The sequence below is a fragment of the Sphaerisporangium sp. NBC_01403 genome, from assembly GCF_045040145.1.
In the GTDB taxonomy this organism is placed as follows: Bacteria; Actinomycetota; Actinomycetes; order Streptosporangiales; family Streptosporangiaceae; genus Sphaerisporangium; species Sphaerisporangium viridialbum.
On sequence record NZ_CP109534.1, the window covers coordinates 1006983 to 1027412 of the forward strand.

The 20430-nt window shown below is 68.6% G+C and carries 16 protein-coding genes and 1 other RNA gene; 11 read left to right on the plus strand and 6 right to left on the minus strand.

Annotation, left to right across the window (positions count from 1 at the left end; translation table 11 throughout):
* Positions 1 to 24 precede the first annotated feature (24 nt).
* Entirely contained in the window at positions 25 to 1467 is a 1443-nt protein-coding gene (locus OG589_RS04305) for a flavin-containing monooxygenase (RefSeq protein WP_405146355.1), read from the minus strand.
* A 60-nt stretch (positions 1468 to 1527) separates the two neighbouring features.
* Here OG589_RS04305 and OG589_RS04310 point away from each other — a divergent pair, with 60 nt between their 5' ends.
* From OG589_RS04310 to rnpB, 4 genes are all read left to right on the plus strand, one after another.
* The gene (locus OG589_RS04310; protein WP_405146357.1) at positions 1528 to 2421 is read left to right on the plus strand and encodes a Nif3-like dinuclear metal center hexameric protein; all 894 of its coding nucleotides are present in this window, start codon (positions 1528 to 1530) and stop codon (positions 2419 to 2421) included.
* A complete protein-coding gene (locus tag OG589_RS04315) occupies positions 2369 to 3109 on the plus strand; it encodes a zinc ribbon domain-containing protein (RefSeq protein ID WP_405146358.1) in 741 nt (246 codons plus the stop codon). Before OG589_RS04310 ends, OG589_RS04315 begins: the two co-directional genes overlap by 53 nt.
* Positions 3106 to 4341 carry a bifunctional RNase H/acid phosphatase gene (locus tag OG589_RS04320; protein ID WP_405146359.1) on the plus strand — a complete coding sequence of 412 codons (1236 nt, stop codon included), beginning with the start codon at positions 3106 to 3108 and terminating at the stop codon, positions 4339 to 4341. The genes OG589_RS04315 and OG589_RS04320 overlap by 4 nt, the downstream gene beginning before the upstream one ends.
* A gap of 128 nt (positions 4342 to 4469) precedes the next feature.
* An RNA gene (gene rnpB / locus OG589_RS04325) (RNase P RNA component class A) lies at positions 4470 to 4866 on the plus strand.
* A gap of 77 nt (positions 4867 to 4943) precedes the next feature.
* On the opposite strand, the gene OG589_RS04330 is transcribed toward rnpB, so the two are convergent.
* Positions 4944 to 5777, minus strand: a complete 834-nt coding sequence (locus OG589_RS04330) for a tyrosine-type recombinase/integrase (RefSeq protein WP_405146361.1) — start codon at positions 5775 to 5777, stop codon at positions 4944 to 4946.
* A complete protein-coding gene (locus OG589_RS04335) occupies positions 5774 to 5950 on the minus strand; it encodes a helix-turn-helix transcriptional regulator (RefSeq protein WP_405146363.1) in 177 nt (58 codons plus the stop codon). Before OG589_RS04335 ends, OG589_RS04330 begins: the two co-directional genes overlap by 4 nt.
* Before the next feature lie 488 nt (positions 5951 to 6438).
* Between OG589_RS04335 and OG589_RS04340 the strand changes: the two genes are divergently transcribed.
* Positions 6439 to 6588, plus strand: coding sequence for a hypothetical protein (locus OG589_RS04340; RefSeq protein ID WP_405146364.1), 150 nt, complete (start codon positions 6439 to 6441; stop codon positions 6586 to 6588).
* 133 nt (positions 6589 to 6721) lie between these two features.
* Positions 6722 to 7978, plus strand: a complete 1257-nt coding sequence (locus tag OG589_RS04345) for an ROK family protein (RefSeq protein ID WP_405146365.1) — start codon at positions 6722 to 6724, stop codon at positions 7976 to 7978.
* On the opposite strand, the gene OG589_RS04350 is transcribed toward OG589_RS04345, so the two are convergent.
* From OG589_RS04350 to OG589_RS04360, 3 genes are all read right to left on the minus strand, one after another.
* Positions 7962 to 8132 (minus strand): hypothetical protein, encoded by a 171-nt coding sequence (locus tag OG589_RS04350; protein ID WP_405146367.1) that lies wholly within the window; start codon positions 8130 to 8132, stop codon positions 7962 to 7964. The two genes, OG589_RS04345 and OG589_RS04350, sit on opposite strands and share 17 nt — an antisense overlap.
* Positions 8133 to 8504: 372 nt before the next feature.
* Positions 8505 to 9563 (minus strand): multicopper oxidase domain-containing protein, encoded by a 1059-nt coding sequence (locus OG589_RS04355; RefSeq protein WP_405146369.1) that lies wholly within the window; start codon positions 9561 to 9563, stop codon positions 8505 to 8507.
* 276 nt (positions 9564 to 9839) lie between these two features.
* Complete coding sequence (locus tag OG589_RS04360; protein WP_405146371.1) at positions 9840 to 11108, minus strand: multicopper oxidase domain-containing protein; 1269 nt, start codon at positions 11106 to 11108, stop codon at positions 9840 to 9842.
* Positions 11109 to 11593: 485 nt separating this feature from the next.
* Between OG589_RS04360 and OG589_RS04365 the strand changes: the two genes are divergently transcribed.
* The 5 genes from OG589_RS04365 to OG589_RS04385 all read left to right on the plus strand — a co-directional run bounded on the left by OG589_RS04365 (position 11594) and on the right by OG589_RS04385 (position 19993).
* Positions 11594 to 15607, plus strand: coding sequence for a ThuA domain-containing protein (locus OG589_RS04365; RefSeq protein WP_405146373.1), 4014 nt, complete (start codon positions 11594 to 11596; stop codon positions 15605 to 15607).
* Between the two features lie 221 nt (positions 15608 to 15828).
* On the plus strand, positions 15829 to 17676 hold the full coding sequence (locus OG589_RS04370; protein WP_405146375.1) for an OmpL47-type beta-barrel domain-containing protein: 1848 nt from the start codon (positions 15829 to 15831) through the stop codon (positions 17674 to 17676).
* A gap of 105 nt (positions 17677 to 17781) precedes the next feature.
* On the plus strand, positions 17782 to 18417 hold the full coding sequence (locus OG589_RS04375) for a hypothetical protein (RefSeq protein WP_405146377.1): 636 nt from the start codon (positions 17782 to 17784) through the stop codon (positions 18415 to 18417).
* Positions 18418 to 18517: 100 nt separating this feature from the next.
* Positions 18518 to 19567, plus strand: coding sequence for a hypothetical protein (locus tag OG589_RS04380; RefSeq protein WP_405146378.1), 1050 nt, complete (start codon positions 18518 to 18520; stop codon positions 19565 to 19567).
* Positions 19568 to 19579: 12 nt separating this feature from the next.
* Positions 19580 to 19993, plus strand: coding sequence for a hypothetical protein (locus OG589_RS04385; protein ID WP_405146380.1), 414 nt, complete (start codon positions 19580 to 19582; stop codon positions 19991 to 19993).
* Positions 19994 to 20430: the final 437 nt, after the last annotated feature.

Consider the following 20430-nt stretch of genomic DNA (forward strand, 5'->3'; position numbering starts at 1 on the left):
CGGGGCCTGGGCGGCAGGAGCCGGTCAGCCGAAGGTGTACGCCCCTGGGCGGGGAGCCCGCGTGATCCTGCGGTACACCGTCGCCGGCCCGGGCCAGTTGTTGGTCACCCGCCCAGCGGCGTTCTTGTACCAGCTGTGGCAGCTCGCCTCCCAGACCGTGCGGGCCATGGCCTGGTCGAGAGCCCGGCGCCAGGCGTCCATGGCGGCCGGGCGCACCTCCATCGGGCCGCGCGCGGACAGCAGCGGCAGGCAGCCCATGATGTAGCGGACCTGCGACTCGATCATCAGGACGATCGAGTTGTGGCCGAGGTTGGTGTTCGGCCCGTACAGCAGGAAGAGGTTCGGGAAGTACGGCACGGCGACGCCCAGGTAGGCCTCGGCGCCGCCCTTCCACACGTCGTGCAGCCTGCGGCCCTCCCTCCCCGTGATCTCGATGGGGGCCAGGAAGTCCGTCGTCTGGAAGCCGGTCGCGTAGACGATCGTGTCGGCCTCGCGGACGGTGCCGCCGGCGGTCTCGATGCCGTGCGGGACGACGCGGGCGATCGGCTCGGTGACGAGGTCGACGTTGGGCTGGGTGAGCGCCGGGTAGAAGTCGCTGTCGATCACGATGCGCCTGCAGCCGATCGGGTAGGTGGGGGTCAGCTTGGCGCGGAGCGCGGGGTCCTCGACCTGCTGCCTCAGGTGGTCCGTGGCGCGCTTGACGATCAGCCGCCGGCTCCAGCCCCCGACGAGCACGGGGAACACCAGGCCCTCGATGAACCGGAAGATCCGCTCGCGGTCGGCCGCGAGGAGAAGCGGCACGCGCTGGAACGCCAGCCGTTCGCGCGGGCTGTACGCCCCGTCGGCCTTGGGGATGACCCAGTTGGGCGTGCGCTGGTAGACGTCCAGGTGGCCGGCGACGCGGGCGACGCGCGGGATGATCTGCGCGGCCGAGGAGCCGTTGCCGATCACGGCGACGCGGCGGCCGGTGAGGTCGTGGTCGTGGTCCCAGCGGGCGGAGTGGAAGGCGGTGCCCTCGTAGGAGGACATACCCGGAAAGTCGGGCAGGCGGGGGCGGTTCAGCTGGCCCACGCCGGAGACGACCACGTCGAACGGCTCCTCCTGCCCGTCCGCCGTCGTCACCCGCCAGCGGTTCACCGACGCGTCGAACACGGCGGCCGTCACCTCGGTGTTCAGCCGCAGGTGGGGGCGCAGGCCGTACTTGCGGGCGCAGTGCTCCAGGTAGGCGAGGATCTCGCGCTGGCGGGGGTAGCGGCGCGTCCAGTCGTGACGCTGCTCGAACGAGTAGGAGTACAGGTGGGAGGGCACGTCGCAGGCGGCTCCCGGGTAGGTGTTGTCCCGCCAGGTGCCGCCGACGCGGCCCGCCTTCTCGAAGATGGTGTAGGTGGATATCCCGGCCCTCTGGAGCTGGATCCCCATGCACAGCCCGCCGAAGCCCGCCCCAATGATCGCTACCGTTGGTGCCATTCGCCAGCCCTCCGGGTGTCAGGACGTACTTACGGTAGATCGTGGCGATAGTCTGCGCACGTGTCCCCAACGGCGTTGTCCGCGATCATCGCGGAACTTGAATCGGCGTATGACCCGGCTTGGGCGGAGGCCTGGGACGCTGTGGGCCTGGTTTGCGGAGATCCGGCGCAACCCGTAGGCAAGATCCTGTTTGCGGTCGATCCCGTGGCGAGCGTCGCCGACGAGGCGGTGGCCTGGGGCGCCGACCTGATCGTCACCCACCACCCCCTCTACCTGCGGGGTACGACCACCGTCGCGGCCGACACGGTCAAGGGCGCGCTGATCCACCGGCTGATCAAGCACGACATCGCCCTCTACACCGCCCACACCAACGCCGACGTGGCCGATCCCGGCGTCTCCGACGCCCTGGCCAGGGCGGTAGGGCTCTCCGGAGAGCTGCGCCCGCTGCGTCCCTCACCGGACGACCCGCGCCGGGGCCTCGGCCGCGTCGGTGAGCTGGAGGAGCCCCGCACCCTCCAGGAGTTCGCCGCCCAGGCCGCCCGGGGGCTGCCGCGCACCGCGTGGGGCCTGCGGGTCGCCGGCGACCCGTCCCGCGTGGTCCGCACGGTCGCGGTCAGCGGCGGCGCGGGCGACTCCCTGCTCGGTACGGCTCGTGCCGCCGACGTCTTCCTGACCGCCGACCTCAGGCACCATCCGGCAAGCGAGTTCATGGAGTCCGGGGCGTTCTCGGGCGGTCCCGCACTGATCGACGCGGCCCACTGGGCCACCGAATGGCCCTGGCTGCCCCAGGCCGCGGAGCTTCTCGCGTCAGGGTTGGCCGCCAGGGGGATTAGTGTTGAGACGCGCGTCTCCGAGACGGTCACGGACGCCTGGACGACAACAGCACAGTGCGAGGAATTAAGTGAAAGCAGCCCCGGAAGCACAGAAGCGTCTGCTCGAGCTGGCCGAGCTTGACGCCGTCCTCGACCGGCTGGCGCATCGCCGCCGCACGCTGCCCGAGCTCGCCGAGATCGACGAGCGTTCGGCGAAGCTGGCCCGGCTCGCCACCGAGGTGATCGCGGCGGAGACCGAGACCGGCGACCTCGCGAGGGAGCAGACCAAGGCCGAGTCCGACGTCGACGCGGTGCGGGTGCGCGCCGAGCGCGACCAGAAGCGCCTCGACTCCGGCCAGGTCTCCTCTCCCAAGGATCTCTCCAACCTCCAGTCCGAGATCGCCTCGCTCCACCGCCGCCAGGCCGACCTGGAGGACGTGGTGCTGGAGATCATGGAGCGCAAGGAGGCGGCGGACGCCCAGGTCGCCCGGCTCACGGCCGAGCGCGCCGAGATCGGCTCCGGCCTGTCCACGCTGGAGGAGAAGCGCGACGTCGCGCTCGGCGCCCTCGACAAGGAGAGCGAGGAGGCCAAGGGGAAGCGCGGAGGCATCACCGCCGACATCCCCGCCGACCTGCTCGCCCTGTACGAGAAGCTGCGCGGGCAGTACACCGTCGGCGCGGCCATGCTGCAGGGCGGGCGGTGCCAGGGCTGCAAGGTCTCCCTGTCGATCGCCGACCTCAACCGCATCAGGGCCGCCGCCGCGGACGAGGTGGTCCGCTGCGAGGAGTGCCGCAGGATCCTCGTCCGCACCCCCGAGTCCGGCCTGTGAAGCTCGTCATCGAGGCCGACGGCGGCTCCCGGGGCAATCCAGGCCCCGCCGGATACGGCGCCGTCGTCAAGGACCCCGACGGGCAGGTGCTGGCCGAGGCGGCCGACGCGCTCGGGGTCGCGACCAACAACGTCGCCGAGTACCAGGGCCTGATCGCCGGCCTTCGGTCGGCGCTCGCCCTCGGGGGCGACGGCGCCATGGTCGAGGTCCGCATGGACTCCAAGCTGGTCATCGAGCAGATGGCCGGCCGGTGGAAGATCAAGAACGAGGGGTTGCGGCCGCTCGCGATGGAGGCGGCCGACCTCGCGCGGCGCCTTCGCGTGAGCTGGGAGTGGATCCCGCGAGAGCGCAACCGCGACGCCGACCGCCTCGCCAACGAGGCCATGGACGCCGCCGCCCGCGGCACCAAGTGGCAGGGCACCCCCCTTCCCGCACCCGCTCCCGAGCTCATGGCCACGTCCGCTCCCTCCACGGCCGATTACTCTCGCGAGGCTCCTTCCGCGGTTGCGTCGTCTCCCGCGGCGGCTTCCAGGCCGGCCGAAGTTTCCGAGCCGGCCGCCGAGGTGAAGCTCCTCACCGAGCCGGCGCGCGGCAGCGGCTGGAGGGGGCCCGCCAGGACGGCCACGTCATTGCTGCTGCTCCGCCACGGCGAGACGCCGTTCTCCGTCGAGCGCCGGTTCTCCGGCACCGGCGATCCCGAGCTGACCCCCAAGGGGCTCGCCCAGGCCGAGGCCGCAGCCGCCCGGCTTTCCGGCAAGCCGTACGAGATCGACGTGATCGTCGCCTCCCCGCTCCGGCGTGCCCGTCAGACGGGCGAGGCCGTGGCCTCGCGCACGGGGCTCAAGGTCACCGTCGATGAGGGGCTGCGCGAGGTCGACTTCGGCGCATGGGAAGGCCACACGTTCACCGAGATCCAGCGCCGTTGGCCGGACGAGCTGGCCGCCTGGCTCGCCGACCCCTCCGTGGCCCCGCCCGGCGGTGAGAGCTTCGAGCAGGCGGCGCTCCGGGTCGGGGAGGCCAAGGACAGGCTCCTGCTCGAACACGGCGGCAAGACCGTCCTGGTCGTCTCGCACGTGACACCGATCAAGCTGTTGCTGCGCTTCGCGCTGCTGGCGCCCCCGGACGCGCTCTACCGCATGCATCTCGACGTGGCGTCCCTGTCGTCGGTCGACTACTTCCCCGACGGCCCGGAGCTGGTCACCGCACTCAACGACACGGCACACCTTCGCTGACCTCGCGTGGTGCACGGCGGTGACCGCGGGGGGCTCGGGCCACCGCCGTACGCCTCCTATCAGACCTGGTGGGGTTTGCCGCTGGATCAAAGGCGACTTGTGATCCGTTAAACTGGAGACACAGCGGACGAGTCGGCCGGGCGACCGCGTTGGGGCTTTTCGAAGCCCTGCCGAGGAAGGTCCGGGCTCCACAGGGCAAGGTGGTCGGTAACGCCGACCCGGGGTGACCCGCGGGACAGTGCCACAGAAAACAGACCGCCTCCCCGATCGGGGGAGGTAAGGGTGAAACGGTGGTGTAAGAGACCACCAGCGCCCACGGTGACGTGGGCGGCTCGGTAAACCCCACCTGGAGCAAGGTCAAGAAGGGATCCTCCCCTGGAGGATCCCGCGCGCGGCGTTCGAGGGTGCCCCGCCCGAGTCGCGCGGGTAGACCGCTTGAGGCCGCCGGCAACGGCGGTCCTAGATGGATGGTCGCCCCTTTGCGCAAGCAAAGGACAAAACCCGGCCTATAGGCCGACTCGTCCGCCCCATCCACCTCTGACCTGCGATGAAGCCCCTGCCAGGCAAGATCGAAGCGGCCAGAGGGCACATTGGGGGCACATTCAGGTGAGCCCGGACACCGCGGCGAAGGCGTTGTCCAACGCCGTGCGAGCCCGATTGGACGCCTCCGGAACGAGATGCCCGTACAGGTCCACGGTCGTGGTGATGGACTCGTGCCCGAGCCACCGTGACACCTCGGAGATGGGCACGCCCTCGGCGAGCGCCGTACTGGCGAAGGTGTGCCGCAGATCGTGGAACGTCATGTCGGCCGGCACTCCGGCCGCGAGGATCGCGGGCTTCAAGATGTCGGCGTTGAAGTAGTCACGCCGGATCAGATTGCCGCGGGTCGTCCGGAACAGCACATCCTCGGGCTTGTGCCGGTCGATGTGCTCGGCCAGCGCGTCGGCGAGGACGGCCGGTACCGGGACGTCGCGGATGGACGCCCTCGTCTTCGGCGGGGCCAGCATCGGACGCCGGTCGATCACCACGACCTGTTTCCACCTCTGCACCGAGGTGGGCCGTATGGAGAGTAGGGGAACCAGGCCGAACACCGGATTGATGTGGTTCTTCAGGTGCCCTGCGTAGGTCGTTGCGGTCCCGGGCTTGTGCAGTCGTGATGCCATCCAGGTCCCCGCGTACACCTGGAATCTGGTCTGTCCAAGCTTGGGATCGATCCACTCGCCACGCGGCTCGTCGGCGCGGCGCGTCACGTCGAAGCGGTCAGCGTCGGCCTTCTTCTCGAAGTTGCGCTTGTGCTGCTCGCCCTTCTCGTTCCGATAGCGGACCTGCCAGCGCACCCCCTGTCCGTGTTTGGCGGTCGGTACCCGCTTGTGCTCGGAGCACCTCGCCTCACCGGGCTCAGGATGGGACTTGTGCCAACGGTCGTAGACGGTCATGCCTGCTCCCTGACCCAGGCGCGTACATCCTCGGGGAGGTAGCGCAGGTGCTTGCCGATCCGTCGACCAGGCGGGCCGATCCTCCTGCAGCGCCACTGGTAGAGGGTTCCGACCGGCACTCCGAGGTAGGCGGCGACCTCATTCACCGTCCAGAGACGATCAAGCGTCTTCATCAATGCCCTCCGGGATCAGCCAGAGGTGAGCGGCCGGTGGTGGCCGGTGCCGGCTCCGGTTTCCGACGGCACGCGGCGAGCGCAGGCCCTGGCCGAGGTGCTGCTCGACCGGCACGGCGTGCTGACCAGAGGCGGCGTCGCCGCCGAACGGCTTCCAGGGGGCTTTATCAGGTGCTGCGGGCGTACGAGGAGAGCGGCCGGTGCCGCCGGGGTTACTTCGTCGAGGGTTCGGCGGTGCGCAGTTCGCCCTGCCGGGGCGGTCGATCGTATGCGCGCCATGGCAGCGGGTCCGTCCGCCAACCCGCCGCCGGTCCCGTCACCGCTCTCGGTGCCGGTCCCGGGTACCGAACCGTACCCCGCTTACCCGATATCCCCCGCGTCCCCGGTATCTTCCGGAATTTCGACGGGCGCAGCGGCTCGCCGCGCGATGGTCCTGGCCGCGGCGGATCCGGCCAACCTGTACGGCGCGGCCCTGCCGTGGCCGGACCATGCAGGCGACGGCCGTACGGCAGGGCGCTCTGGGGAAGCTGACCGTGGAACGGGCCAACGGGACCGCCATCGCGGACTCGCCGCTGGCGGCGGCCCTGGAGGCGGCGGGGTTCCACCCGACCCCGCGTGGCCTGCGCATCCGCGCCTGATGGAGCATGGGCTTTGTCCATAAAGGGATAAAAGTGGCTATTTCAAATAACAAAGCCAGGATCAGCTGAGCAAAAGTAGAGATATCCTCGGCACATAACGACTTCCGACCTGGAGGGCGGCGCGAAGCGAATGATGGCTCGCCCCGAAAACGTGCACCAAGCCCGGCTGCTGCGCCTGCTGCGCGAAGACGGTGCTCGCTCGCGCGCCGAGCTCGGTGATTTGGTCCAGCTCTCCCGCTCCAAGCTGGCCCTGGAGCTCGACCGGCTCGCGACCCTGGGACTGGTGGAATCCGGCGGCCTCGCCGCCTCACGGGGTGGCCGGCGATCTGGCATCGTGCGCATCGCCTCGCACCTGCGCTTCGTCGGCATCGACATCGGAGCCACGTCGATCGATGTGGCGGTGACGAACGGCGAGCTCGAGGTGCTGGCCCGCCTGTCGAGGCCGACGGACGTGCGCGACGGCCCCGCTGCTGTGCTTGACCAGGCCATGGAACTGGTCGGCAAGTTGCGGGCCAACGGAACGGCCACCGAGATCCACGGGGCCGGCATCGGGGTCCCCGGGCCGGTGAGCTTCCGGGACGGAACGCCGATCGCACCCCCGATCATGCCCGGCTGGGACCGCTTCCCCGTCCGGGAGGCAACGAGCCAGGAGCTCGGCTGCCCCGTGCTCGTGGACAACGACGTGAACATCATGGCTCTCGGCGAGCTGCACGCCGGGCTCGCGAGGTCGGTCGACGACTTCCTGCTCGTGAAGATCGGCACCGGCATCGGGTGCGGAATCGTGGTGCACGGCGAGATCTACCGCGGGGTGTCCGGCAGCGCAGGCGACATAGGCCACATCCGGGTGAACGATCACGGTCCCACCTGCGCCTGCGGCAACACCGGCTGCCTGGAAGCGTACTTCAGCGGGGCGGCGCTGGCCCGCGACGCCCTGGTGGCGGCGCAGTCCGGCCGCTCTGCGTTCCTGGCCGAGCGGCTCGCCGAAAAAGGCGCGCTCACGGCGGAGGACGTCGCCGCGGCGGCGGCCATGGGCGACGCCCTCGCGGTGCGGATGATCCGTGAAGGGGGCCGTCAGGTCGGCACCGTGCTCGCCGGGCTCGTGAGCTTCTTCAATCCGGGCCTCGTCATCATCGCAGGTGGGGTGGCCGGGCTGGGCCACAGGCTGCTCGCGGAGATCCGCAGCCTCGTCTACCAGCGGTCCCTGCCGCTGGCGACCGGCAACCTACCCATCGTCTTGTCCGATCTCGGCGGGACGGCCGGCGTCATCGGGGCCGCCCGGCTGATCAGCGACCACGTCTTCCTGCCGCCTGATCTGCCCGTCTGTCTCTGTTCGTCCGCCGCCCGACGTGCCCGGGCGGCACCTTCCGGAGCTCTCAGGCGGACTCTCTGACGATGAGACGAGCGGGGAGGATCGCCGGGTCCACGTGGTCGGCCCCGTCAACGAGTTCCAGCAGGAGCCGTACGGTCTCCTCGGCCACCTCCGCGAGCGCCATGGCCCAGTCTCCGTGCTCGATCAGCCGCTTCGACGCCTTGCGGCCGAGCACGACACGCCCTCAAGAGCATCCAAGAAGACGGCTATGCTGCCGCGTAGCCGAAAGCCCTGACGTGTCTACTGAACCGGGGCAACTCCAGCGAGCCACTCCCCCACATCGGCAGTCACACCGGCTATTGGAAAGACCCGGCTTTGTGGAAGACCGTGAGCCAGGCGGCGGCGCTGCTCGCGACAGAACAGCCGCGCGATGGCGACCGACCTAACCGGTAAGGACATGCGTGGGCCGTCGTGCGCGAACAGCTGGGCCAGTGACGAGCATCAATGGCCCAGCTGAGGGCCGTCGTGGCTGTTCCACGTCCAGGGGGATACCCGTTATGTTGGGTCGTTCTGTGGTGGTTCTGGGGGCGGAGAGACGACGTCAGCGCTACATGCCCGAGTGATCCATGCCGGAGTGGTCCATGTTCGAGTGGTCCATGCCCCCGCCCATCGAGTGGCTGCCCGGTCCGTCCGGGTGGCCCGGCACGGTCCCGTTCGCGTCGGTCACCCAGAAGGTCCCGGCCATCCCCATGTCGGAGTGGCTCTGGACGTGGCAGTGGTACATCCATGCTCCGGGGCCGACGCGCTCGCCGGCGATCACCTGGAAGCCGAACGACTCAGCCGGTCCCATGATCTTGGTGTCGATGATCCGGCTCGGGTCGTTCGGGCCTGCCAGCAGGCCGGTGCGGTTGTCGGCCCAGCGGTGCGCGTGCATGTGCCACGTGTGGAAGAACTCACCGTGGGTGATCACGACGAACTCCACCCGCTCGCCGAGCTTGGCGACGAAGTCGGGTGCCTTCTGGAGGTTGTTGGTCTTCATGTCGTTGAAGACGACGGTGAACGTCTTGTCCGGCAGCACGTCGCCCTTCCGGCGGACCACCAGCGGCCCGTAGAGCCCCGCCCGGATGCCGCCGGTGCCGTGCTCGGTTCCCACGACGTGGTCGTGGTAGTGCCAGTAGCCGGCGCTGCCGGGCTGAATGGTGCCGTCCGGGCGGTCGCCCGGGGTGTGGGTGCGCCAGGTGTAGACGTAGCGGCCTCCCGGCTCCACCACGCTGGCGTTCATCCGCGTGCCGTCGCTGTTCCATTCGTAGTCGACCCCGTGCACGTGCAGGCTGACGGTCACGTCCATGTTGTTGACCAGCTCGATCTCGAGGGTCTCACCCTCGATCATCTCGATGAGCGGTCCGGGGATCGTGGCCTTGCCGGGCTCCAGGCCGTAGCCCATCTGACCGTTCGGCAGCCTCTCCGCGTAGAGAGTCATGCGGCGGACGCCGCCCTGCCCGTTGCCCGAGTTGCCCGCGACCTTCTCCGGCGGTGCCGCGTTGGCCTGGCTCGTCAAGGCGAACGATGCGAGCGCGGCGGCTGACGCGGCTGCTGTCGCTGCGGTGGCGGTGAAGGCGCGCCGGGAGAAGAGGCGTCGCGTCTCGTCACTGCTTTTCTCGGTCATAGTTCCCCAATCGGTGACGGTGCCCCACCCGCGTGAGGCGAGCTTCTGCGTCCGTGAGCCGACGGCGGGTCGGCTTGAACGGTGTGGTGTCGGGATCTCGATGCCGGCCTGCGCGATGTGGGTCATGCCGGGCTAGCGGAACGAAACGAAGTTGGCGATCTTTTAAGAGCTGTTCGGCAGCGGTCAGCCGCGGTGGTCACCGGGGTTGGGAATTTCGGGCCGGGCCGACGTCAACGGTCCCGACGGCCGCAGCGTGATCGATGTCGAAGGGCCCGGTCAGCCGCAGCTGATCGCGTTGTAGGTGGCGTCGTAGGACGAGGTGACCTTCTTGCCGTCGATCGTCGCGGTTCCCGTGACAGTCACCTTGCCCGCGCCGATCTGTCCGGCCCGCGCGTTGAAGGACTGGTACGCCTGCTTGCCCGGGGCCACGTCGGCCACGGTCTTGGAACCGTAGGGGGTCGTCAACGTCACGGTTGCCGGCACATCGCCGTCGTTGACGGCCGTCACCGCCACGTACGCCGACGTGCCCACGCAGCGGGACGAGGCGGTAACGGTCAGCGGAACCTCAGGCTCGACGGCGCCCGGGTGGCCCGGCACGCTCCCGTTCGCGTCGGTCACCCAGAAGGTCCCGGCCATCCCCATGTCGGAGTGGCTCTGGACGTGGCAGTGGTACATCCATGCTCCGGGGCCGACGCGCTCGCCGGCGATCACCTGGAAGCCGAACGACTCGGCCGGTCCCATGATCTTGGTGTCGATGATCCGGCTCGGGTCGTTCGCGCCTTGCAGCAGGCCGGTGCGGTTGTCGGCCCAGCGGTGCGCGTGCATGTGGAACGTGTGGTAGAACTCACCGTGGGTGATCACGATGAACTCCACCCGCTCGCCGAGCTTGGCGACGAAGTCGGGTGCCTTCTGGAGGTTGTTGGTCTTCATGTCGTTGAAGACGACGGTGAACGTCTTGTCCGGCAGCACGTCGTTCTTGCGGCGGACAATCAGCGGCCCGTAGAGCCCCGCCCGGATGCCGCCGGTGCCGTGCTCGGTTCCCACGACGTGGTCGTGGTAGTGCCAGTAGCCGGCGCTGCCGGATTCGATGGTGCCGTCCGGGCGGTTGGTCTGGGTGTGGGTGCGCCAGGTGTAGACGTAGCGGCCTCCCGGCTCCACCACGCTGGCGTTCATCCGCGTGCCGTCGCTGTTCCATTCGTAGTCGACCCCGTGCACGTGCAGGCTGACGGTCACGTCCATGTTGTTGACCAGCTCGATCTCGAGGGTCTCACCCTCGATCATCTCGATGAGCGGTCCGGGGATCGTGGCCTTGCCGGGCTCCAGGCCGTAGCCCATCTGACCGTTCGGCAGCCTCTCCGCGTAGAGAGTCATGCGGCGGACGCCGCCCTGCCCGTTGCCCGAGTTGCCCGCGACCTTCTCCGGCGATGCCGCGTTGGCCTGGCTCGCCACGGCGAACGGCGCGATCGCGGCGACTGTCGCCGCGGTGGCGGTGAAGGCGCGCCGGGAGAACAGGCGTCGCGCCACGTCACTGCTTTTCTCGGTCATGGTTCCCCAATCGGTGACGGCGGCCGCCTGGGTGCGGCGAGCTGAGGCTGGTCCGTGATGCCGACGGCGAGTCGGCGGATACGACGTGGTGGTGGGATCTCGAGGCGGCGTGCGGAGTATGGGGCATGCCGGTCGGGAGGGATTTGTGCAGGTAAAAGGGTACTTTTGTCGATACTTAAGGGACTTTTGCTTGATTTCTCCTTATGAATAGTAACGATGCACACAACTTTGTCACGAGTCTGGACGAAGTGGCACCTGACTGTTACTTTTCACCCAAAGCGCCCAAGGAGCCTGCTATCGGCCCCGGAAGGATGTAGGACGTCACGGCACCACTGCCGTACAGGGAGTGATCGATCAGTGAAGGAACAAGGAGATCAACAAGGCCGGCGTCACGTCCGACATCGGCAAGCCCGGTGACCCGCCGCGGCTGACCAGATAGCTCTTCCGAAGGTTGCTGTTGTGCACCCCCCACAAAGGAGCGAACGATGGGTCAAAGAGACCTCTTCGCAAAGCCCCGACCACCCGCCTGGCGCCGCGCACTGATCATGGTGTTGAGTGCCGCCCTGACGCTGGGAATGGCGACGCTGCCCGCCGCGGCGGCGCCGACCAAACCCGGCGACCCGGTGCCAGCCAAATCCAGCGACCCGGCGCAGGCCGCCGACACCTCGGTCAACGTGCTGGTGTTCCATGGTCCGGCGGCAAAGCAGGACGACCCAGTCGAGCGCGCTGCGGCGGCGGTCAAGGACCTGGGCAAGACGAGCGGCTTCGGCGTCGACGTGTCCCAGGACCCGGCGGTCTTCACCTCCGAGAACCTGGCGCGCTACCGCGGCGTGGTGTTCCTGTCCGCCAAGAGCGTGACCCTGAACGCCGCACAGGAGGCCGCGTTCCAGACGTTCATCAGGGACGGCGGCGGTTTCGTCGGCGTCCACGATGCGGTTCGCGCACAGCCGGACTCGGCCTGGTTCACCGACCTGGTCGGCACCCGCCCCGCCGGCAGCATCCCCCCTGCCGAGAAGGTCGTCGAGATCAGGGTCAGCGGGGAGAACCCGCCGAGCGAGGGCAAGGCCCAGCTGATCGACGGCAACAACAACACCAAGTGGCTGACCCGCGTGAACACCGGGTGGGCCGAGGTGCGGCTGGAGAAGCCGGTCGTGGTCGCTCACTACGCGCTGACCTCGGCCAACGACTACGACGGCCGTGACCCGAAGAACTGGACGCTGAAGGGCTCGCAGGACGGGCAGACCTGGGTCGACCTGGACAAGCGGTCCAATGAGACCTTCCCGCAGCGGTTCCAGACCAGGGAATTCAAGTTCGAGAACAGCACGGCATACCTGTGGTACAAGCTGGACATCACCGCGAACAGCGGTGAGCCGCTGACCCAGCTGGCCGAGCTGCGGCTGTTCGGCCCCCAGGCCGGCCCTCCGCCGGAGACCGAGGTGCAGGAGGCTCAGGTCGACTTCACCGACCGCCAGCACCCGGCCAACGAGGGGATGCCGCTCACCGTCAAGCGGTCCGACCAGTGGATGAACTGGGCGCCCAACCCGCTCGGCAAGGTCCACACGGTCGCGCAGCTCGAGGAGCGGTTCTACAAGGCGGGTCTGAACGGCAACGGCCCGTTCCACCCGATCTCGTGGTGCCGTGACTACGACGGCGGCCGGTCGTTCTACACCGGCATGGGTGGCACCGAGGCGAGCTACACCAGCGACAAGCAGTTCCAGAGCCACCTCGGCGGCGCCATCAAGTGGGCGGCCGGCCTGGTCCGCGGTGACTGCCAGGCGACCATCGCGTCGAACTATGTGACAGAGCGGTTGACCACGACGAACAAGTCGGGTCAGCTCGACCAGATCGGCGAGCCTCACGGCCTGACCGTCGCCCCCGACGGCAAGGTCTTCTACGTTGGCAGGGCGGCCTGCTCGACCGGCGCGATCCCCAGCTGGAACGACCCCAAGGTCGGCCTCGGCTGTGGCACGATCCACCAGTGGGACCCGAAGACCAAGCAGGTCAAGCTGCTCACCACGCTCGCCGTGATGGGCAACCGCGGCAGCGGTGACGAGCTGGTCAAGAACGAGGAAGGCCTCCTCGGCATCGTCCCCGACCCCAAGTTCCAGCAGAACGGCTGGATCTACGTCTACTGGATGCCGCACGAGTCGATCGACAGGGACCTGCGGATCGGCAAGCGGACGATCTCGCGGTTCACCTACGACCTCAAGACCGAGACGATCGACCAGGCGACCCGTAAGGACCTGCTGCAGTGGGACACCCAGATCCACAGCTGCTGCCACGCGGGTGGAGGCATGACCTTCGACAACGAGGGCAACCTCTACGTCGGTTCCGGTGACAACAACTCCTCCGGCGGCGCCGGGGCGGGTTACGCCGGGAACAACTGGACCCAGGACTACAAGGGCCTGTCGTTCCAGGACGCTCGCCGCACCGCCGGCAACACCAACAACCTGGGCGGCAAGATCATCCGGATCCACCCGGAGCCGGACGGCACGTACACGATCCCCAAGGGCAACCTGTTCACGGGTGACGAAGAGGGCGGCGGCAAGACCCGCCCCGAGATCTACGTGATGGGCGTCCGTAACATCTCGCGGCTCCAGTGGGACCCCGTGAACAACTGGCTGAACGCCGCATGGGTCGGTCCGGACGCCGGTGTCCCGAGCGAGACCTGGGGTCCGGCGAAGTACGAGACCGCGACGATCATCACCTCCGCGGGCAACCAGGGCTGGCCGTACTGCATGGGCAACAAGCAGCCCTACCGTGACCGCAGCAACGTCGACGCCAGCCAGCCCGCCGGCTGGTACGACTGCGACAACCTGAAGAACACCTCGCCGCGCAACACCGGCCTGGTCGACATCCCGCCGGCCCGCACCAACATGATCTGGTACTCGCCGCAGGGCGGTGGCCCGGTCTACCCGAAGCGGGGCGACGGCAGCGGTCTGCCGACCTACAAGCTGGGCGACGAGACCTTCACCCAGCCCTTCCTCAGTGGCGGCGGCCAGGCGGTCATGTCCGGGCCGACCTACCACCTCTCCGAGGTCGACACCGACAGCGGTGTCGCGTGGCCGGCGTACTGGGACAACAAGTGGTTCATCGGTGACCAGTCCAACGCCAACAACCGCATCGCCGTGACCGTCGACCCAAAGACGGTCAAGGACATGGCTCCGCCGCCCTTCGCCGAGGACGTGCGCAGCATCATCCAGCCCGGCAGCGGCGGCACCCAGCTCCAGTCCTGGATGGACGCCAAATTCGGCACGGACGGCGCGCTCTACCTGCTCGACTACGCCGGCGGCTTCTTCACGCTGCATTCGAACCAGAAGCTGATCCGCATCGCCTACAAGGGTGGTCCGGCGACGCCGAACCCGAGCCAGGCCGCGGTGCGGCCGGTCCGGGACGCCACGCCGAAGACGATGCAGTTCTCCAACACCAAGGCCGGCGGCGTGAAGTGGGAGTGGGACTTCGGCGACGGCAGCAAGTCGACGGAGGCCAACCCGACGCACACCTACGCCAAGTTCGGTGACTTCAAGGCGAAGCTGAAGGTCACCTACGCCAACGGTGAGGTGGCCACCGGTGAGATCGACGTCACCATCGGTTGCCCGGCGCCCGACGCCCGGTCGACGGTCCAGCTGCTGGACACCGACACCGGTGTGCCGAACCGTGTGGTCGGTGGCGGCTGCACGATCAACGACCTGATCGACGACGAGCGCCAGTGGCCGAACCACGATCAGTTCGTGAGCAGCCTCAACGATGTGGTGAACCAGCTCCGCCTGGACGGGATCATCGACGACAAGGAGTCCTCCGCGATCAGCAAGGCGGCGGGCCAGTCCGACATCGGCAAGGTCAACGGCTACGAGACCATCTTCGACGGGACCCCGCAGTCCTTCCAGGGCTGGAGCATGGCGCCGTCCGGGCAGTTCAACCTGCAGCCTGACGGTTCGCTGCGTACGTCCGGCGGTCTGGGCATGCTGTGGTACTCGAAGAAGGCGTACGCCGACTTCTCGGTGAGGCTGAAGTTCCGTGACGTCGCGCCCGGGACGGGCCGCGCCAACACCGGTGTCTTCGTTCGGTTCCCCGACCTGGGGACCCCGCTGGCCGACCGTCCCACCGGAAGCTGCGGCACGGTCGGCTCGGCCCGTACGTCCCCCGCATGGGTCGCGATCTACTGTGGTCACGAGATCCAGATCTACGACGGCGACACGGGCGAGGTCCAGAAGACCGGATCGGTCTACAACTTCGCGCCGATCGGCCTGGACAAGGCCAGGGTGACGCCGAAGGGTCAGTGGAACGACTACGAGATCCGGGCGGTCGGACAGCACTACACGATCATCCGCAATGGCGTGGTGATCAACGAGTTCGACAACGTTCCGGGCAAGAAGTCGTCCCGTAGTGGCGACCCGGACACGGACCTGCGCCAGTTCATCAGCGGGTTCATCGGGTTGCAGAACCACGGCAACAACGACCTGGCCGAGTTCCGCAACATCCGGGTGCGCGAGCTCTAGGTCAGTAACCGGTTGGTGCCGGGTACGGGGAGCGCACTCCCCGTACCCGGCACCCCGTCCAGCCGACCTCAGCCGGGGCGCGACGTCCGTCGGCCCAAGTCGCAGACTCACGAGAGGTACAGCGATAGATGCATATCGGATCTCTTACCGCCCTCTTCTTCAGTAAATTACGGAAAGTAACCAAATCACCAGCCGCGGCGCGGGGTCTTGCCGTGGTGCTGTTGAGCGTTGCGCTGCCGGCGCTGTGGCTGTCGTCGGCCGGGGCCACCGCGCAGTCTCAGGGGCAGCAGGCGCTGCAGGCCAACCAGGCGGCAGAGCAGGTGCTCGTCTGGACCACCAACGACGACTACACCCAGTACAAGTCCGCGCCGACCACGGCAACCGCCGGCCCGGCGACGATCGTCTTCGAGAACAGCAGGGCGACCGGCAACCAGTTCGGGATGTCGCACACCCTGACCTTCGACACCTCCAGCCCCGGCTACAACCACGACGTCGACGTCAACATCCTGGCCAGCCCCTTCGACGCCAACGGGGGCCGGTGGGAGGTTCAGGTGAACCTCACCCCCGGTAAGTACCGCTACTTCTGCGCCGTCCCCGGCCACGGCCAGATGTACGGCGAGTTCGTGGTCACCCCCGGCCCGCCCAAGGACACCACGGCGCCGCAGGTGTCGGCCGCGGTGTCGGGTGAGAAGGACACCGACGGCAACTACGTCGGTGCCGCCACGGTGACGATCTCGGCGAGCGACACCGAGTCCGGTGTGGACAAGGTGGAGTACTCGTTGAACGGCGGGGCGTTCCAGGCCTACGCCGCTCCGGTGTCGGTGAACCAGGTTGGCAACCACACCGTGCAGTACCGGGCCACCGACAAGGCCGGCAACACCTCCGAGGCGGCGTCGGTGACCTTCACGGTCGTGGCCCCGCAGGAGAAGGACACCACCCCGCCGACGGTGTCGGCGCAGGTGTCGGGCACCAAGGACGCTGACGGCAACTACGAGAGCTCCGCCACGGTGACCATCACGGCCACCGACACCGAGTCCGGGGTGGACACGGTGGAGTACTCGCTGAACGGCCAGCCGTTCGCGCTGTACACCAAGGCGCTCGAGGTGAACCAGCCGGGGGCGCACACCGTGAGCTACCGGGCCACCGACAAGGCCGGCAACACCTCCAACGTCGGGTCGGTGACCTTCACGGTCGTGAACTCGGGGCCGAAGGACACCACCCCGCCGACGGTGTCGGCGTCGGTGTCGGGCACCAAGGACGCTGACGGCAACTACGTGAGCTCCGCCACGGTGACGGTCTCGGCGAGCGACACCGAGTCCGGTGTGGACAAGGTGGAGTACTCGCTGAACGGCGGGGCGTTCCAGGCCTACACGGCTCCGGTGTCGGTGAACCAGGTCGGCAAGCACACGGTGCAGTACCGGGCCACTGACAAGGCCGGCAACACCTCAGAGGCGGGGTCGGTGACCTTCACCGTGGTGGCGCCGAAGCAGGACGACACCACCCCGCCGACGGTGTCGGCGCAGCTCACCGGCAGCATGGACTGGGCCTGGAACTATGTGGGCTCCGCCACGCTGACGATCACCGCGACCGACTCCGGCTCCGGCGTGGACACGATCGAGTACTCGATCGACGGGCAGCCGTTTGCGCTGTACACCAAGCCGCTCGTGATCGACCAGCCGGGGGCGCACACCGTGAGCTACCGGGCCACCGACAAGGCCGGCAACACCTCCAACGTCGCCGAGGCCAAGTTCACGGTCATCGCGGCGCCGCCGGCCGCCAAGACGCCGCTGACCGTGACCGCCTCGTCCCGCTGCGTGGGCACGTCGGCGTACGTTGCGGTGACGGCCGTCAACGGCGGCGATGTGCCGGCGACCGTGACGTTGACGACCCCGTACGGTGCCAAGACCGTGGCCGACGTGGCCACGGGCAAGCAGGCGTACCAGTCCTTCAACGCGCGGGCCGGACAGATCGGCGCGGGCAAGGTGACTGTCACGGGAACCTCGTTTATCGATGGCAAGAAGGTCACCTCGTCCTACGAGGCCGACTACACCGCGATCAGCTGCGGCTGACCGGGCCGGCGGTGGCCACGGTGTACGCGCCGGGGACGCCGCCGTAGTGAACAGGGGCCGGCCGGCCGATCGGCCGGCCCCGCCCCCCATAGATGGAGCAAGCACATGAAAACCAAGAGAACTGCCCAGTTACTGGCCGTGTCGGTGCTCGGCCTCGCGCTTGCCGGCGTAGCCACGGCTCCCGCGATGGCGGACGGCGACCCTGACAGCGACGGGATCGAGGTGTCGGTGACGATCGAGCCCCTCCGTGTTCCCGGTCAGGTGTCGATGACCGTGGCGGACAACAGCGGCGTGACCCTAGCGGAGAACGGGTCGAACGCCGCCGCCCGCCAGTTCACCGGCACCCTGCCGACGGTCACGGTGACCGACACCCGCCTTCCCGAGGAGATCCCCGCGGGAGACTTCTGGGCGGTGGTGGGTCAGTCCGGCCAGTTGGTCGCGACCGGCGACCCGGCCAAGACCATCGGCCCGGAGTACCTGGGATGGACCCCGCACCTGCTGACCGGCTCCTCCACCGGGTCGGTGGCGCCCGGTGAGCCCGTCTCCAGTGTCGTCTCCGACGGCACCGGAGCGCCCGCCGTGGGTCTGCAGGGCCAGGAACTGCTCGTCTCGACCGCGAACTCCGCTGACGAGATCGGCACCCACCAGGTCAACGCCGACCTCGCGCTGCGCACTCCGGTCGACGTCGCCGCCGGGGAGTACCACTCGACCCTGACGCTCTCGCTGTTCAACCAGTCCTGAGCCGAGGGGGCGGGACGCCCCCTGCCGCTGGGTCCGTCCGGGACGTGTGCCAGTCTGGCGCACGTCCCGGACCTTCACGATGAGACAGGAGACACCTCTGTTGGCCATGAGCAGTCCGCGCAGGGCACTCGCCCTCCTCGCGCTCCTGTGCGCTGTCGCGACCACCCTGGTCGGATTCGCCGGCCCGGCCGGCGCCGCAGGCCGGAGCGACATCACCTGGTCGGTCGCGCCGGCCGACGCCAACGGCCCTGATGGCCGCAGCGTGATCGATGTCGAACTGGCCGGTGGGCAGGAGGTGACCGAGCATGTCGCGATCATCAACCGCTCCACCAAGGAGGTCGTCTTCGCGATCGACGCCAACGACGGCTACCTGACCGCCAAGGGACTGTTCGACATGCGGCCCTCGGACGCCACGCCGACCGACGGCGGAGCATGGATCAAGCTTCCCGACAAGGTGACCATTCCCGCCGGTGCCACCGCCGTCGTGCCCGTCAAGGTCTCGGTGCCGCGGAACGCGACGCCGGGGGACCACCCCGCGGGTGTCACCGCGTCCGTGGACACGATCTCCGGGCAGGTCCGGGTCCAGAACCGGGTGGGCGTCCGGGTGAACCTCCGCGTGACCGGCGACTACGTGGCCAAAGTCGCCGTGACCGATCTGCGGACCGAATACACCGGCTCATGGAACCCCTTCGCCGCGGGCTACATCGACGTGACCTACACCGTGGCCAACGTCGGCAATGTCCGGGTGGCCCCGGACGCGCAGGTCCGAACGTCCGCGTTGGTGGGGGAAAGCGGCTGGGACGACACGTCCGAAGCCAAGACCAGGGAAATCATGCCGGGTGGCAGTCGCGAGTTCACCGCACGGGTGACCGGCGTCTGGCCGATGGGGTCGATCACCACGAAAGTCGTGGCGATCCCCTCACCCGCGGGTAAGTCGCCCCCGGGCATCACCGCCGAGCGGGTGACGATCGACACCACGCTCTGGGCACTGCCGTGGCCGCAGCTCGCTCTCCTCGCCCTCCTCGTCGTCGCCTTCCTGGTCATCCGGGTGGCCGTTTCCCGGCGCCGCAGGCGCCTCGAGCGGCAGGCCGCGATCCTGCGCGAGGCAAGCGCACTGATCGCCCACTACGGCGGCACACCGAAAGACTGACCATGCCCGGGGGTGCCGGGCGACCGGAAGAAGACCCGGTACCAGGCGCAGATCAAGACTCTATCCGAGCTGGCCCGGACGACCCGCGACCGGCTCGTTCCCGTGCTCGAGGGCCTCGAGCGCGCCCTTCCCTCCGACGACGGTGCCACGCCCGCCGACGACGCCACCGCACCCGCCGCGGCGACCTCGGCCGACGTCGAGAGCTGGCGGAAGGCGGCCGCCGCGGCCGTCGAGGGCTTCGCCGACCCGCCCTCCGGCGAGACCGCCACCAATGTGGCGAGGTCGAGCCTCGCCTCGGCCGTACGGCAGCTGGCCACCGCCGTCGACACCTACGCGGCCGCGCAGAAACTCACCGGTTCCACCCGCGAGGCCGTGGTCGACCTTGCTGTACGGCAGGCCCTTCTGGCCGCCCGCCCGTCGGTTTGACCGTCGTTCCGGGCTCTGTTTGTTCAGCCGTAGTCGTCGATCCTCCGGGAGCCGCCCCTTGCGGCGATCTCGGGGTGTGGGCACTTCTCTGGCTCTTCACCTGACTGCGATGACCACAGTTTCTCGATAAGACACCAAGCTTTGTCCTCTAAGGATACAAAGTCGTATCGTTTGGCTGAAAACATCTTCCCCTTAGAGGAAAAGTTGGTTACGTTCACGTCACCTGCCCCCCCTGGAGGTATGGCGTGGCGCAAACGGCCGCGCGACCGGAGTCCGCGCATCAGGCGCGGGTTGTGCTTCCACCTCGTCACAGGCCCGGGCGATAGCCCCCTTACCCCTGCCACCGATGCCGCCACAGCGGCTCCCGGTGAAGACCGCGCTGTCGCGATGAGGCGACGTACTGGCGCCGACATCTCCCTGTTCCACTCCACCCCCAG

Bases quoted from the DNA above. Each gene is read 5' to 3' on its own strand.
- OG589_RS04305 (WP_405146355.1), bottom strand. From the start codon at position 1,467: ATGGCACCAACGGTAGCGATCATTGGGGCGGGCTTCGGCGGGCTGTGC.
- OG589_RS04330 (WP_405146361.1), bottom strand. From the start codon at position 5,777: ATGACCGTCTACGACCGTTGGCACAAGTCCCATCCTGAGCCCGGTGAG.
- OG589_RS04335 (WP_405146363.1), bottom strand. From the start codon at position 5,950: ATGAAGACGCTTGATCGTCTCTGGACGGTGAATGAGGTCGCCGCCTAC.
- OG589_RS04340 (WP_405146364.1), top strand. From the start codon at position 6,439: ATGCAGGCGACGGCCGTACGGCAGGGCGCTCTGGGGAAGCTGACCGTG.
- OG589_RS04345 (WP_405146365.1), top strand. From the start codon at position 6,722: ATGGCTCGCCCCGAAAACGTGCACCAAGCCCGGCTGCTGCGCCTGCTG.
- OG589_RS04355 (WP_405146369.1), bottom strand. From the start codon at position 9,563: ATGACCGAGAAAAGCAGTGACGAGACGCGACGCCTCTTCTCCCGGCGC.
- OG589_RS04360 (WP_405146371.1), bottom strand. From the start codon at position 11,108: ATGACCGAGAAAAGCAGTGACGTGGCGCGACGCCTGTTCTCCCGGCGC.
- OG589_RS04365 (WP_405146373.1), top strand. From the start codon at position 11,594: ATGGGTCAAAGAGACCTCTTCGCAAAGCCCCGACCACCCGCCTGGCGC.
- OG589_RS04375 (WP_405146377.1), top strand. From the start codon at position 17,782: ATGAAAACCAAGAGAACTGCCCAGTTACTGGCCGTGTCGGTGCTCGGC.